General features: G+C 40.0%; 13 protein-coding genes. All 13 read right to left on the bottom strand.

Translation table 11 applies throughout. The features are described from left to right. Positions 1–256: 256 nt before the first annotated feature. Positions 257–1,096, bottom strand: a complete 840-nt coding sequence (locus V7108_RS14770; RefSeq protein ID WP_335568640.1) for a MurR/RpiR family transcriptional regulator — start codon at positions 1,094–1,096, stop codon at positions 257–259. Between the two features lie 64 nt (positions 1,097–1,160). Further along, complete coding sequence (locus V7108_RS14765; RefSeq protein WP_335568639.1) at positions 1,161–2,108, bottom strand: GNAT family N-acetyltransferase; 948 nt, start codon at positions 2,106–2,108, stop codon at positions 1,161–1,163. Between the two features lie 16 nt (positions 2,109–2,124). Further along, complete coding sequence (locus tag V7108_RS14760) at positions 2,125–3,273, bottom strand: exo-beta-N-acetylmuramidase NamZ family protein (protein ID WP_335568638.1); 1,149 nt, start codon at positions 3,271–3,273, stop codon at positions 2,125–2,127. 245 nt (positions 3,274–3,518) lie between these two features. Then, positions 3,519–4,493, bottom strand: a complete 975-nt coding sequence (locus V7108_RS14755) for a carbohydrate ABC transporter permease (protein WP_335568637.1) — start codon at positions 4,491–4,493, stop codon at positions 3,519–3,521. 11 nt (positions 4,494–4,504) lie between these two features. Next, complete coding sequence (locus V7108_RS14750) at positions 4,505–5,425, bottom strand: carbohydrate ABC transporter permease (protein ID WP_335568636.1); 921 nt, start codon at positions 5,423–5,425, stop codon at positions 4,505–4,507. A 72-nt stretch (positions 5,426–5,497) separates the two neighbouring features. Beyond that, complete coding sequence (locus V7108_RS14745) at positions 5,498–6,832, bottom strand: sugar ABC transporter substrate-binding protein (protein ID WP_335568635.1); 1,335 nt, start codon at positions 6,830–6,832, stop codon at positions 5,498–5,500. 96 nt (positions 6,833–6,928) lie between these two features. Continuing rightward, positions 6,929–8,089: an anhydro-N-acetylmuramic acid kinase gene (locus V7108_RS14740; RefSeq protein WP_335568634.1), complete on the bottom strand. Its 1,161-nt coding sequence runs from the start codon at positions 8,087–8,089 to the stop codon at positions 6,929–6,931. 23 nt (positions 8,090–8,112) lie between these two features. Beyond that, on the bottom strand, positions 8,113–9,711 hold the full coding sequence (gene nagZ / locus V7108_RS14735) for a beta-N-acetylhexosaminidase (RefSeq protein ID WP_335568633.1): 1,599 nt from the start codon (positions 9,709–9,711) through the stop codon (positions 8,113–8,115). A gap of 22 nt (positions 9,712–9,733) precedes the next feature. Then, positions 9,734–10,450 carry a PIG-L deacetylase family protein gene (locus V7108_RS14730; RefSeq protein WP_335568632.1) on the bottom strand — a complete coding sequence of 239 codons (717 nt, stop codon included), beginning with the start codon at positions 10,448–10,450 and terminating at the stop codon, positions 9,734–9,736. Between the two features lie 16 nt (positions 10,451–10,466). After that, positions 10,467–11,513, bottom strand: coding sequence for a serine hydrolase domain-containing protein (locus V7108_RS14725; protein WP_335568631.1), 1,047 nt, complete (start codon positions 11,511–11,513; stop codon positions 10,467–10,469). A gap of 3 nt (positions 11,514–11,516) precedes the next feature. Further along, positions 11,517–12,434, bottom strand: a complete 918-nt coding sequence (gene murQ, locus V7108_RS14720) for an N-acetylmuramic acid 6-phosphate etherase (RefSeq protein ID WP_335568630.1) — start codon at positions 12,432–12,434, stop codon at positions 11,517–11,519. Between the two features lie 27 nt (positions 12,435–12,461). Next, entirely contained in the window at positions 12,462–13,433 is a 972-nt protein-coding gene (locus V7108_RS14715) for a GNAT family N-acetyltransferase (protein ID WP_335568629.1), read from the bottom strand. A gap of 389 nt (positions 13,434–13,822) precedes the next feature. Next, positions 13,823–14,803, bottom strand: coding sequence for an N-acetylglucosamine kinase (locus V7108_RS14710; protein WP_335568628.1), 981 nt, complete (start codon positions 14,801–14,803; stop codon positions 13,823–13,825). Between the last annotated feature and the right edge of the window lie 143 nt (positions 14,804–14,946).

Genomic DNA, 14,946 nt, shown 5'->3' with positions numbered 1-14,946 from the left:
ATTTTGATAGCGTTTTCTTTTTGTCAGATAAAGCTGGTAATATGTAAGATTTCTCCCTCCCTTTTATACTATTACTCTTTAATTATAGGAAACGCATACATCGAGGTCAATATAATATTTCAAATAATTCATAATACTTTTAAAATTTTATTTCACCCATATTAAAATTTTTCCAATACTAAAGTCCCGAATGACTATATACTAATAAAAAAACTCTATTAATGTGACCTAATAGAGTTACAAGTTTACTAGTATTTCACAAGCTCATATTTTCCCTTAAGAAATCAATTGATTCCCTTGTTTCATCTAAATGCTTAACCGTCTCTTCATATTGCTGTGAAGCTACACACATAAAAAGAATATCGATGACGTGCAGCTGTGCAATTCTTGACGAAGTTGCTCCACTCCTAAAGGTAGGTTCTCTTGTAGCAGAGGTGTATAATTTAATGTCTGCAAGCTCTGTCACTAAAGAAGTGCCGTATTTAGTCAAACTGATCGTTGTTATCCCCTTCTTCTTTGCAAGCTTTAAAATCTTTGCAACTTCTAAGGTCTTGCCTGAAAAGGATATACCAACGACAACATCACCTTTTTGTGCGTTTGCTACTAAGGTAGCGACCATATGCATGTCTTGGAATGCGGTGGCAGTCTTGTCGATCCGCAAAAACTTTTGCTGTGCATCTTGTGCAATAATACTAGAAGCCCCAACTCCAAAGAAATGGATATTTCTTGCCTCTTTTATCGCCTTAATTGCCCTATTAAGCTCATCTATACTTAATAGTTCTGCAGATTCATGCAGCGTTTTCGTACTATTATTCGTCATTTTTTCAATGATCGATAAAGGTGATTCATTCGGTTCAATATCTCTAAATCCCTGCTTGTCTTTTTTCTGTAAATCACCGGCGATCCTCAGCTTCAATTCTTGAAACCCTTTTAAATCCAATGATTTGCAAAGTCTGATGACGGCTGCACCGCTCGTAGAACTTCGCTTGCCCAGTTCACTGGCAGTTAAGGATATCGTTTCATGTGGATTTTCTAATATATATTCAGTAATTTTCTTTTCAGATGGAGGGAGTTTACTTTGCATTTCGGAAAGCATAACTAATCCTCCGGTCATAAACGACATGGCCATCAACTCACTTTTTCTTTAAATTCTACTATAACTAGATTATTTTTCTCATGACATGGAATTTACGTGTGACTTCAAATCCAGTCTTTTTATAAAGATGTCCTGCAGAGGTCTTTTCACTTGTCCATAGAAACCACGCACCATGGAGCCCTTCAGCCCGCATTGCCTGTAAACATACATGTAACATAATCTTGCCTAAACCTTTACCTTGCTGCTCTGGGTCCACTCCAAAAGGACCAAATCGATCAGCCACCCCTTCATAGCCCCCATAAATACAAAAGCCAACAAGCTTGCTTCCTTCTCTCGCAACGAAAATGCGATGGAGTGGAAGACCCTGGAGGATCCCTTCACGAATGGCTCGTCCCCAATCAGGATTAAATTTTGTATTCGCAAATTGAATCACTTCATACAGGTCTTTGTCATCTGCAGAAGAAAATGTATATCCCTCAAGCTCCCGCTGCTTTTTTAACTCCGCTACTTCTGTTGGGATTTCAAATCCGATTAAGTTTCGATCCATCGCTACAGGTGAGTTCAGTTTTTCAAAACCTAACTTTTGTAAAAACTGGAACCCGGCCGGATAGGTTTCTTCATCAATGCCCGGTAAAATATAATTCGGTGCATAGGACGCGAAAAAGACATTTTTCCTGCCTTCTGATGCAAGAAAATCAACGGCTTCACCAACAAGGGCAGCGCCAACATTCGATCTTCTAAATTCCTTTTTTACAAAAAAGAAAGGAATCCAGCCATTGTCAGGTTCTAAATCCACACCGAACATCGGTAATAATCTTCTTACAGAATAGACACAACCAATTAATGTATCATCATGAAAAGCCAGACGCATTCCTTTTGGATCAAAATTTGCATCTAACAGCACTAAATTTCGAAATCTTACAGAAGTAATGGGGTCCTTCGGTAAACATTCATTCCAAAGTTGAACAATTTCCTTCTCATCACCAGATTGATAATATCGAAAAATATTCACGTAGTTTATTCCTCCTTTAATTATATAGTAAGTAAGGTTGTTTCTGCTTTGAAAAAGCGTGTAGTTCTTCCTCACACTCTTCTAAAAACGTCTTGGTATCGCCACTTAAAATTCGAGCTCTTAAATCCTTTGTTCCGGCCAATAAGTCAAAGAAGAATTTTCCGTTACTGTGCTCTAAAAATTCAAAGTCATTGTGATACATTTCGGCAATGGTCTCAATTAATGTTAATCCTGTTTTAAAAGAATTTAGGGAATGCCGATCTACAACATGTAATTGAACACCTTCACAGACGGTATCTTTATGTTTTTGATAGGTTGGAATAAAGGAAATCGGTCGTGCTAGCACTCCAGGTAAGCTTTTTTCATTAAACACCTTTGCCAAGCGGTAACCATCTATATATGGACTGCCAATGAATTCAAATGGCCTAGTTGTCCCTCTTCCTTCCGACAAATTTGTTCCCTCTACTAAACAAGTTCCAGGATACAGGATGCTCATATCCATCCCTGTTGTGTTTGGGGATGGAGGCACCCAAAACAAACCCGTTTGATCGTAATACATATCTCTTTCCCAACCCTCCATTGGAATGACGGTTAGGTCGCAATGGATTCCAAATTCATGCTTATACAGTAACGCAATTTCACCCACCGTCATCCCATGGCGATTGGGCAGCGGATAAAGTCCGACGAAGGAACGAACGTCTTTTTTCACTAAATTCCCTTCCATCAATGACCCTGAAATAGGATTCGGCCGATCTAATACAACAAAATGCTTCCCATGTTCCGCACATGCTTCCATCACATAGGCCATGGTGTAAATAAACGTGTAATAGCGTGCACCAATATCCTGTAAATCAAAAAAGATCACATCTACACTATCAAGCATTTCTATACTCGGCTTTTTCGAGGTTCCATATAGGCTATAGACCGGAACCTTCGTGTACGGATCGATAAAGGAATCCAGCTTCTCCCCTTCCTTTGCGTCACCGCGTATTCCGTGCTCTGGTGCAAAAAGAGCACTCAGCTGAATATCAGGATGACCATGGAAAAGATCAATCGTAGGCACCAGCCGATGGTTAACCCCCGTCATATTAGTCACAAGTCCGATTCTCTTCCCTTTAAATTCTTGAATCTTCCTTTCAAAAAACACATCAAGTCCTAGCTTCACATGTATTCCTCCCTTCAAAAAGGCTCTTTTCCTAAACTTTGTTGCTTTTAAAACAAAAATTAATAAATGTCCCGTGTTTTCACAGAAAAACAGCATAAACGTAGGAAAAGAGCTTGCAAACTAAATTCAAAGGCGCAAAATAACTATTGCCACGTTAAAATCGGCTTTAGGATTTTAACAACAATCGTTACGTAACAGCCTTCAAAAAAAAGAGAGATAAGATCTCTCTTGTTGTTGTAACGCTATTATTCTTTGACACCGCCCAATGTCAAACCTTTGATAAAATGACGCTGGAACATGATAAAGACGATGATCATCGGAACAGCTGCGATGGCTGCACCGCTCATGAGTAATTTAAAGCTTGCAAGGTTGGCATCCTGCAATGATTTTAGACCCACTGGCAGCGTATAAAGATTGGCATCATTTAGGACGATGATCGGCCATAGGAATGAATTCCAGACGCTCATAAACGTAAAGATTCCTAATGCTGCCAGCCCTGGTTTTGCTAATGGCAGGACGATTTTCCAATAGGTCTTCCATTCACTTGCACCATCAATTTTCGCCGCATCGAGTAATTCATCTGGAATCGAGTACATAAACTGTCTCATTAAAAATACGCCAAATACCATGGCTAAGTCTGGAAAAATAAGTGCATAATGGGTATCCATGATTCCCAGATTTTTCACCATCATAAACAATGGTACGAGGGTAACTTGACCAGGAATCATCATCGTCGCGATGATGGACCAGAAAATGATATTTCTACCCGGAAATTGTTTCTTCGCCAGGACATATCCTGCCATCGAATCGATTAATAGAATCCCTATCGTGACAATCACTGCAATATAGGTACTATTTAGGAACCAGCGGCCAATATTATTCTTTTGAAACAATGTGGTAAAACCAGAAAAGGTATCGGACACAATATTGTCCATGACTTCGCGGTGATACTCCTCTTCCTTCACATCACCATTTTTATCTGCTTCGCGGGCTTTCCCCCAGTGCTCAAAATACTCAGGAATCCCCATCGGATACATCTTTGGAGGATTAGAATCTACATAGGATACGGAACGTTCTAATTCTTCATCTTGGTAACTGCTTAATTGCATCGATGTACTAAAAACCCAATAAAGAGGCAAGAGGGAAACGATTGAAAAAAAGCCTAGTAATACATAGATGATCGTCTTATTTAGCTTCTGAACACTTCTTGAATTTCGCATTTAGTTCCCCCCTACTCATCGTACTTAAGTACACGGAATTGAATGATTGAGAATAATAGAATGATAAAGAATAAAACAACAGATTGTGCCGCAGCTAATCCAAATTCAAAATCCCTAAAACCAGTCTTATAAATAAGATGAACAAGTGTTTCTGTTGCGGAACCCGGTCCGCCGCCTGTCATCATGATAATCTGCGTAAATACTTGGAATGAACCGATTGTACTTAATAAAACTAAATACAGCGTTGATGGCTTTAATAATGGTAAAGTGATATGAATCCATTTTTGGATACTATTGGCACCATCAATGGTTGCTGCTTCATAAAGAGATTCAGAAATGGATCCCATCGAAGCTAAATATAAAATAATCCCCACTCCAAAAGGAATTAAACATTGCATGATAATAAGCGCCCAAAGTGCTGAGGAGGATTGCCCCAGCCAGTTAATCGGATTCACGCCAAACCAGCCTAAAACATAATTAAAAATCCCAAAATCAGTGTTATACATCCAGCGCCAAACCATGGCCACGATTACCATGGATGTAACTGTAGGCAAATAAAATGCCGCTCGGAAAAAGCTTTGTGACAGTTTTCCTAAAGGGTAGATTAGACTTGCGATGATGAGCGCGCTCACCACATTAAACGGTACCGTTACAACCGTAAATAAAAACGTGTTTTTTAGTGCGATAAAAAACGCTTCACTTTGAAAGACCTTCACATAATTATCAAGGCCTACCCATTCGCTTCCAAAAATTTTATATTCCTGAAAGGATAAAATAAAAGCCCAAACTACGGGTATGGCAATAAAGGCGATAAACAGGACTAACTTTGGAAATAAAAACAAATAAGCGGGAAGATTTTTTTTTATTTGAGAAAGGATCGATGGTTTTCTTTCGATTACAATCGTATTTGAAGTTTGTTGAACGGGTTTCAATTTAACGCCCCCAATTTATCATAAGCTTGCAGACTACCAAGAAAAAATGGTAGTCTGCAAATCTTGATGCTGCTATTTTAGTATTTCATTTACTTTCTTCTCTGCATCTTTCATTGCATCTTTAGCTGTCTTTTCGCCATTAAATACGAGCTGTAATTCTGTTTGAATGGCCTCATCAATTTTTTTCCACTCAGGGTGACGTGGAAGCATAACAATCTGTGAAGACATTTCTTGCGCACGTGCCATTTCTGGGTTGTCTTTATAAGGATCTTTGTCTGCAGCGCTCTTAAGTGCAGGGAATGTACCATATTCTGTTGCCATTGTATATTGCTCTTCTGTTGAAGAAATGTATTTAATAAACTCGCCTACAACTTTCTTTTTACCAGCTTCTTCTTGGTGGAACATTGTCCAGCCGCCAACACCGCCGATGGTTACAGGCTTACCTGAATCACCAGTAGGGTAATTTGCTACCATGAAGTTTGTTGGATATTTACCTTGTGCAGCACCAATTGCCCATGTTGCCCACGGCTGCATAGCAACCGTTCTTTGTTCAGCATTTGCCCATGCTTGGAATGTACCCCCAACGTCTTGTCCGCCAGATGTTTCAGGAGATACTTTATCTTTTAGTTTTAAATCAGCAAGCTGTTGAATTGCCTTAACTGCCTTTTCATCACTAAATGTAAATTTCTTCATGTCTTTATCTAATGGACTTCCGCCATTCATGTAGAAGAATGGCCATGCTTCATAATAGCCTGGTAAAATATAGGTTGAGAAGCCAAATACGTCTGTTTTTCCATCGCCATCACGGTCAAATGTTAGTTTTTCTGCAGTTGCTAAGAACTCTTCCCATGTCCACTCACCATTTTTCGGCGGCTCTACTCCACGCTCTTTGAATAGGTCTAAGTTTAATAGCATCGTATGAACCGTCATAGAGTTAGGAACTCCATAAAGTTTCCCTTCAAACTTATACGCATCAAGTGCATTTGGATAAAAATCTTCTAATTCTTCTTTTGTGAAAAGCTCATCTACTGACTCGATAACACCTTGGTCGATATGGTCTATACTTACTGCACTGCCGCTAATATCAACTGGTGCAATATCTGGCCATGATTGTCCAGCAATGGAAACACCTAATTTATCAGGTAGTTCTGCCCACGGAACTTGAACCAATTCAACTTTAACACCTTCATGTTCTGCTTCGAATTCTTTAATTTTGCTTTCCATCCAGTGGAATTTGTTATCTTTATCGTCTGGCCAGCGAGGTCCATCCCAAATGGTAATTGTTCCTGTCCATTCTTTTTCCTCCGCGTCACCTGAAGCTTTCTCATCCTTACCTTTACTGCTGCATGCAGCTAAGAACAGTACGATTGCAAGTAAAAGACTAATAAACCGAATTCTTTTTTTCACGTTAGTACCCCCATTAGAATTATTTGTTTTTTTCCATTCAATCAACCAATCATTCTTTTATCCTCTTGGCTCCCGCCCCCCTTCAAGGCTAAATTCTTACCAGGCGATTTTCCCCATGATGACAGGTTTCTTTGCACCTGTTGCAGCTGGTAAATTGTTTGTTCTCTTCATAAAACATTGATACCCTAATAGTGCAAAAACAATGGCTTCTTTGGCATCACCTGATAACCCAACCTGCTCTGTACTATCCATTGTGATATGTTGCGGGAGACTATTTCGCAGGCTTTTTAGTAATGTTTTGTTATGCCATCCTCCGCCGCTGATGAGGACTTCTTCAATCTTGCCTTTTTCAATATAGTGAGTAATGCCATTTGCTAGTGTTTGAGCTGTTAATTCCGTGATGGTTGCAATTCGATCTTCCACCGTAAGATGGCTGGACTCTTTCCATAACCGCTGTGCATAGTCATGGCCGAATAGCTCTCTTCCTGTACTTTTTGGAGGTTCAAGCTGGTAATAAGGGTGAGCGAGCAGCTCTTTTAGCCATTCTTCATTCACCTTACCACCCGCGGCAATGTCTCCATTTTGATCAAAGGATTGTTTCCCATCTGTTGCAAGTTCAGTAAAAGCATCGATTAGCATGTTTCCTGGTCCTGTGTCAAAAGCAAGGACAGCTTGTTCGTCGCATCCAGCTGGTAATACCGTTATATTGGCAATTCCGCCAATGTTAACGAGCACACGGCCAAATGCTGGATTTTTAAAGAGTAGATAATCAGCATATGGTACTAATGGAGCTCCTTGTCCGCCTGCTGCCATATCTCTTGTTCTGAAGTCACCGATGGTCATCACACCTGTACGTTCGGCAATGACAGCAATGTCTCCGATTTGCAGGGTTGACGTAATAGGGTGATCATCGATTTCGACAGCTTCTGGCTGATGAAAAATCGTTTGACCATGTGAACTAATGATGTCGATTTGATTCATGTTTAAACCCGCTTCAGCTACAACCTTTTTGGCCGCATCTGCAAATAGTTCTCCCAAGAGCATATTCATAGAAGAAATATCTTGTATTCTAGCTCGCTCTGGATTACATAACTCTAGTAATTTTTCCTTCATCACACCTGAAAAACCTAGTGTTGAAAAAGAGATTAGCTTGATATCAAATTTTTCATTTTCTTCTTTAATTGACACTAATGCGGCGTCAATTCCATCAAGTGAAGTGCCTGACATTAGTCCAACGACTAACTTCTCATTTTCCATGTTTTTCACCCTCTCTCACTCGTTTATTTGTTTTGAAATGAAGGAATGGTAACAGGTAAAGTTCCAGATACTTTTTCTAAACCATAAATAGCGGCGGCTGCCATTTTTAACGCCGGATAGGAAAATTCATAGGTACATAAATAGGCAGCAACATCTGGTAAATACGCAATATCGTATGGACTTCTCGTTGCCACAACCACAACAGGTACTCCAGTGTCATGTAATTTTTCCACTAATGTAATCTGCGAATTACCAGGAAGTGCAGTTAAAGTGCCGACAACGATTGCCTCATATTCTTTCGCTTGCTCAGAAATAGTGTTAATCTCTTCCTCCGTCGGCGGGTTTGATAATTCCACCACATGTGCTGAGGGATCAATTTCCTTTATCGACTTACCTAGCAGCATGGATGAATATCTTTTATCTTCCACTTGCATGGTGTAGCTGTTCTCAGAGTAAACAACCAATACACGCTGTGTGCTGTCAGCTGCAAGCGGCAGTACTCCAGAGTTTTTCACCACCGTTACGCCTTGTCGATATATATCCTTCGCAGTCTGTTCATGCTCTTCACAGCCCACTACACTTGGAACGGAAATTTCATCTTTTAACTGAAGTTCATCCCAATTTAAATACTTTTCTTTCAATCTAGTAACTCGTTCAAAGGCTGCATTCAATGCAGCGTCTTCAATTTCTCCTGATTCAACAGCTCTGGCAATTGCCTCAATGGTATCTTTTTGCAGGTTATGAAGATGAGAGACCATAATCAAATCCACTCCAGCCTTGATAGCTTCTACACCACCCCGAGCTGTTCCAATCGTGTTTGCAATCGCATTCATTTCCATGCAATCAGTGGTCACCACTCCGTTAAACTGCAGCTTATTTCGTAAAAGTCCTGTAATGACTTTTTTAGATAATGTGGCTGGCACGCCTTGTTGATCTTCAATCGCAGGGAAATAGACATGTGCTGACATGACGGTATCCGCACCTTCTTGAATGCTTTCTACAAATGGCTTCAACTCTATTTCTTCTAATCGTTCCATATCGTGTGCAATAACAGGTAAGTCTAAATGTGAATCCACATTGGTGTCTCCATGGCCTGGAAAATGCTTTAAGGTTGTAATCACACCTGCATCCTGCATGCCTTTCATGGCCATTTTTCCAAACAATGAAACCTTTTCTGCACTCTCGCCAAATGATCTTACTCCAATGACGGGATTGTCTGCGTTATTATTGACATCCAATACAGGCGCTAAATTCCAATTAATCCCCAAGGCTTTTAGTTCTTTCCCAGTTCCTAATCCAACTTTATAGGCATTGTCAGGGAGATTCGTTGCACCTAGCAGCATGGCACCCGGAAAAATCGTTGCACCTTCCCCCAGCCTGCGTACGACTCCATTTTCTTGATCGATACAGATTAGCAGTGGATGTTCATGTCCCGCTTCTTTTGCCGTTTTCTGTAGTTCGGAGGTTAACGCTAAAATTTCCTGTGGTGTTCCAATATTCCGTCCAAAAAGAATAATACCGCCCACATGGAAATCTCTTATCAATTCTTTTATTTCTTCTGAAGCAGTTTTACCCTTGAATCCTACGACCATAAGCTGGCCGACCTTGTTCCGAAGATTCATCTTGTCACCTCCATTTTCTTGTTTAAAGCTCAAATCCAGGTATGCTTGATCCTTTTCTTACATTCGCACCTGTTGGGAATTTGAGTGTTTGTGCATAGGTAGTTCGATTGAGGCATCCTCTCATCGTTCCAAGTGCTTTGTAGTAATCATAGTAACGGAAAGAGGATGAATTCATAATAAACCAGTACTGCGACAGCGCTTCCAAATAGGTGTCAAATTCATCGGTGACATCGACAAATATATCCGGCAAATAGCCTTCCATGTCCTCCCAATTCTCACTGTGAAACATTCTCGTTAACGAATGTGGAGGCAGCCCTTCTAAATCAAAACCAGGCAGTGCCGCTTTAAGCCATGCTGCTTGAACAATTTTTGGACACAGTGCATGATCTGGATGCATGCTGTTTTCCCAATGAGTGATGACTACATTCGGCTTAAGCTTTCTGAATATGGTTGCAACATGTGAGATGGTAGCATCGTTATCACTTAATTCTGCGTCTTTATAATCAAGCGTGATACTCCTTGCACCTAATACAGCTGCAGCTTTTTCCGCTTCCCTAATTTTTTGTTCACGATACTTTTCTACCGTTAGACCTGCTGGTGTCCCTTTTTCACCTGCAGTCAAATGCAGGAACGTCACCTCGTGCCCTGCTTTGGCATATTTATGGGCGATTGCACCTGCCTGAATTTCTGCGTCCCCACAATGTGCGCCAACCACCATTAAATGAAATTTATTGGACACGTCAATTCCTCCTCATTTAAAAATGTGACCGAATGATGTTGTGCAATCTTGGTCGAAGACGAAGGATAGGATCTTTTCTTCCAAAATGCACTCGATTTGTAAGTAAAATGACATGAAGCTTTATTTCAGGATCAAACCATATGCTTGTGCCTGTAAATCCTGTGTGACCATAGGATGACGCTGAAAAAAGATCTCCACAGCTTGAAAAAGTTGGACTTTTCAATATCCATCCGAGTCCGCGGTATTCGTTACTAAAAGCTGTAAAGTTTTTTCTGCTCACTTCAATCGATGCCTTAGACAGCACTTGTTCTTTTTTAAACATACCCTCATTTTCAATCATCCTAGTGAAATTAGTAAGGTCACGAACAGTCGAGAACAACCCGGCGTGTCCGCTAATTCCTCCCATGCTTTCGGTGTTGTCGTCATGTACGATTCCATGTTTGTAATCATTTAGCTTTTCACTATATTCCGTTGCTGCATAACGACTTCTTTCAAATGTCGGGTTAAATGTCGTTTCCGTCATTTCAAGCTTGTCAAATAGTTCTCTTTTGACATAATCTTGAAAACACTCATTTGTGACACTTTCAATTAATTTGTAGAGGGTTATATATCCCAAATCACTATAAATAACCTTTTCACCAATGGGTGCAACCAATTGCTCGTCATAGATTCGCTTCAAGATTTGTTCAGTCGTTAAATTCTCCAAAAAATATTCTCGATGAGCAGGCAGTCCTGATGTATGCGTTAATAACTGTTTTATCGTAATCGTTGATTTTCCATATCGCCCAAACTCCGGTAAAAAGAAGGAAACTGGGTCATCGAGATGCAGGGTGCCTTTTTCAACCAGTGTAAGAATCGCAGGAAGTGTGGCAACTAGCTTGGTTAAGGACGCTAAATCAAAGACAGTATTGATGGCCATAGGCTCTTTGTTAGGAAAAACAACTCGATTTCCGATTGCCTCTTCCAACACACACTCTCCCTGAAAGGAAACATAAATCACAGCTCCAGGAATATGATTCGATTGAATTTCCTTCTGAAGAAAATCAAGAACTTTCCGTTTCATAATCTAGAGCTTCCTTTCCTTTGCTAGTTCAATGGCTGTTCGCGTAAATCCATTCGCTTCTTTGATGGCCTCATTCGCTTCTTCATAAGAAACATTTGCAAGGATCATCACGATAGCAGGTTTCACTTTTTGATCCGTTTCATTAAGAACCCTGGCTGATTCTTCGTAAGAAACACCCGTAATCGTACTTACGATATTTCTCGCTCGTTCAATTAACTTCGCATTACTTGCATTCAAATCCACCATTAAATTCCCATAAACCTTGCCAAGTTTAATCATGGTGGTTGTCGTAAACATGTTTAAAATCATTTTCTGAGCCGTAGCGGATTTTAATCGTGTAGATCCTGATAAAAACTCTGGTCCAACAACCGCTTCAATATTATGATCCGCGATTTTACCAATCTCTGAATTTGGATTACAGGATACTGCTATCGTTACGGCTCCTACCTCTTTTGCATAGTTCAATGCACCAATGACATATGGAGTTCTGCCGCTTGCGGCAATTCCAACGACAACATCGGATTGAGTTAGTCCTCTTTGTGCTAAATCCTTCTCCCCAAATTCTAGACTGTCTTCCGCACCTTCAACAGCTCTGAACATCGCTGTTTCTCCACCAGCCATAACTGCTTGCACTAATTCTGGCGGTGTACAAAAGGTTGGAGGACATTCAGAAGCATCAACAATCCCTATTCTCCCGCTCGTACCCGCACCAATGTAAAATAAACGCCCATTATTTTTTAAAGATTGATAGATTGCTTCTATTGCCAATTCAATCTCTGGAAGAACCTTTTGAACCGCATCTGCCACGCTTCGATCTTCTTCATTCATTAAGGCAACGATTTCACTCGTTGACAGTTGATCGCTATGGATTGATTTGTGGTTGCGCTGCTCTGTTGTTAGGTTTAATATATTCACTTTCATTTGGACACGCCTTTCCAAATTTACTATTTATCTTTTGAGTTCCTTACTTAAATCCTTACTCATCTGCTGGTATTCCTTCCAAATCACAAAATCTAGTTTTCCGTAAAAATTAACGAGCCCAGTCCAATCGATAACAATACTATGTATATTTCGTTCCCGTAAAAAAGAAATACCGGCCTCAACAATGGCAAGCCCATATCCATTTTTTCGTTCATTGGGATCAATTCCCAATGGACCTATTCCACCTAACGCCTCATTCACCAACGGTGCCCAGTATACATTTTGTGCAATATACGGAGAATTGTGGTCGTTTATTCGGCAAAACCCAATGATGTTCCCGTTTTTCTTTGCGATGACAAACTCTCTCCCAGTACCGCCTCTTTGAAAATAGTGAATGGCTTCATATTCCCATCTTCCTGGGAAGCAACGCTGTAAGAACGAAAGGAACTCGTGTTTTTCTTCTTTTTTAAGTAGAGTAAATTGAACATCATATCTAGATGGATTAAAACAATTTGGCCGGTTTTGATCGTGACGGATTAAATCATACTCGATGTAACCACTTACATAATTTCGCTTCTCAAACCATGTTTTTGACTTCTCAAAGTTCTTCGGAATTCCTGGGAAGTAGTGCCAAGGATCTCGCCCAATATGTACTGTTTTTATGTTTCTTTCTTTTAATGCCTGCTCCGCTTTTCCTAATAGAGCGCTTCCAATTCCCCTGCAACGATAGCTCGACTTCACTAAAAGCACCTGAATCCAGCCGATATCGTGATTCATTTGAACGTCTAAATTTTCCTGCCAGCATTTAGATACGACAAAACCAATGACTTGATCTTCATCATTTATCGCAATAAACGACCCAGAACGTAATACATTTGCATCATCAAAGCTATTCTGAATAAAAAGTTCTTCTCTCAGTGGGAACTGCATACCAATTTCTGAGTTCCAAAGCGCGACTAGTTCTTTAAGCCTTTGATGATCCCAGCCGATCAATTTCATGTTGGCATCCCCCTCACATCTCCGAGTTTTTAACTATTATGTTTTTTACTTCCATCTACTATTATACGACTATGTATTCATTTTTGAAATAAAAATTCAAAATTTTATAAATATTTTCGCACTAATATTTCACATTTTAAAATATGGCAGTGTTAATCCATTTTCGGAATCTAAATAGGCGGAGAAATTCCGCTAAATTCGAATTTACCAATAAAAATAGCGTAAATAGACGGAGAAATTCCGACTATTTATCTAAAAAACATGAAAATGGAGGTTTTTTCTATGCTTAACCGGAAAATCTCCGCTTATTTAAGTCAAAATTGGCTCAATTTTTCATTTAACTGGAAAATCTCCGCTTATTTTACTTGGCCTGGTTACTGGAGGGCAAATCAACACCCTAACTTAACAGAGCCAAAAATAAATGCAGCCTCAAAACCTTCCTGAATGGATACATTTTTACATTGGAGTGCTTTGATTACCGCACCGCCGACTGGTGGAAGCTTCGGTTTTACTAAGTTTGCACGTACTTTTTGATCTTTCAACACGGATTCAATCGCAGGTATAAATAAGTCTGAGCGGTTAAATACTCCTCCAACCAATACAACTGGAACGGTTCCATCACTATGAAATAGCTGCTGTGCTAAACTGCTAATTGAATTCCCAATCTTTCTCCCTGCGTGATGGATGATTTCTCTCGCTATTTCATCCTGTTGGTCTGCTGCTTCTGCAACATACCTGCTCAATGGTGAAATGACTTCACGTGCCTTTCCAACCTGATAAATGGTCTGGATTAACTCGGGCGGCAGACTAACATTGAAATGCTTTAAGATACTTTCCGTTAGGATCGTTTTTTTGCCTCGCCCATCATATTCTTTAAAAATTGCATGTAATGCTTCCTTACCAAGGTCATACCCGCTCCCCTCATCATCGATTAAATAGCCCCACCCTCCTGCACGGCCTCTATCACCATTTGCATTCATACCGAAAGTGATGGAGCCAGTGCCTGCAATTTGGACGATTCCCGGTGCCCCGTAGGTTCCGGAATACAAGGCATTCACTCCGTCAATATCAACAACAACCTTTGTACCAGTAGGCACCAACTTTGAAATACTCTTTTCCATAAAGCTTCTCGCATCAGGACGATCAACGCCGCTCATTCCAGCAAACACTACAGATAGATTTGAGAATGCGCTTTCATTTTGGAGCCTTAAAGAAGTAACTAAGTTTCGTAATTCCGATTCTACCTGTTTACGGTCAACGCCGTTTTGATTGGTCGCGCCAACTGTTTGCTGAGCAGCAATTTTTCCAAACTCATCAGCAATAACACCGACTGTCTTCGTTCCTCCGCCATCAATACCTAAAACATACATGTAAATGTCCTCCAAAAACAGCTTGTAGATTGATAGTTTGATTATATAATATAAAAATAAAGTTTTAAATATAAATTATATTTATTGAAATTATATTTTAGTTGTAATTCATACTATTTTCACGACAGCTTGGCAAAAAACCA

It is taken from the genome of Neobacillus vireti, assembly GCF_036962345.1.
Lineage (GTDB): Bacteria > Bacillota > Bacilli > Bacillales > Cytobacillaceae > Neobacillus > Neobacillus vireti_A.
The sequence above is the reverse complement of the archived record's forward strand: the minus strand, read 5'-3'. Positions and strand labels throughout refer to the sequence as shown.

Bases quoted from the DNA above. Each gene is read 5' to 3' on its own strand.
- V7108_RS14770 (WP_335568640.1), bottom strand. From the start codon at position 1,096: ATGCTTTCCGAAATGCAAAGTAAACTCCCTCCATCTGAAAAGAAAATT.
- V7108_RS14755 (WP_335568637.1), bottom strand. From the start codon at position 4,493: ATGCGAAATTCAAGAAGTGTTCAGAAGCTAAATAAGACGATCATCTAT.
- V7108_RS14740 (WP_335568634.1), bottom strand. From the start codon at position 8,089: ATGGAAAATGAGAAGTTAGTCGTTGGACTAATGTCAGGCACTTCACTT.
- nagZ (WP_335568633.1), bottom strand. From the start codon at position 9,711: ATGAATCTTCGGAACAAGGTCGGCCAGCTTATGGTCGTAGGATTCAAG.
- V7108_RS14725 (WP_335568631.1), bottom strand. From the start codon at position 11,513: ATGAAACGGAAAGTTCTTGATTTTCTTCAGAAGGAAATTCAATCGAAT.
- murQ (WP_335568630.1), bottom strand. From the start codon at position 12,434: ATGAAAGTGAATATATTAAACCTAACAACAGAGCAGCGCAACCACAAA.
- V7108_RS14715 (WP_335568629.1), bottom strand. From the start codon at position 13,433: ATGAAATTGATCGGCTGGGATCATCAAAGGCTTAAAGAACTAGTCGCG.
- V7108_RS14710 (WP_335568628.1), bottom strand. From the start codon at position 14,803: ATGTATGTTTTAGGTATTGATGGCGGAGGAACGAAGACAGTCGGTGTT.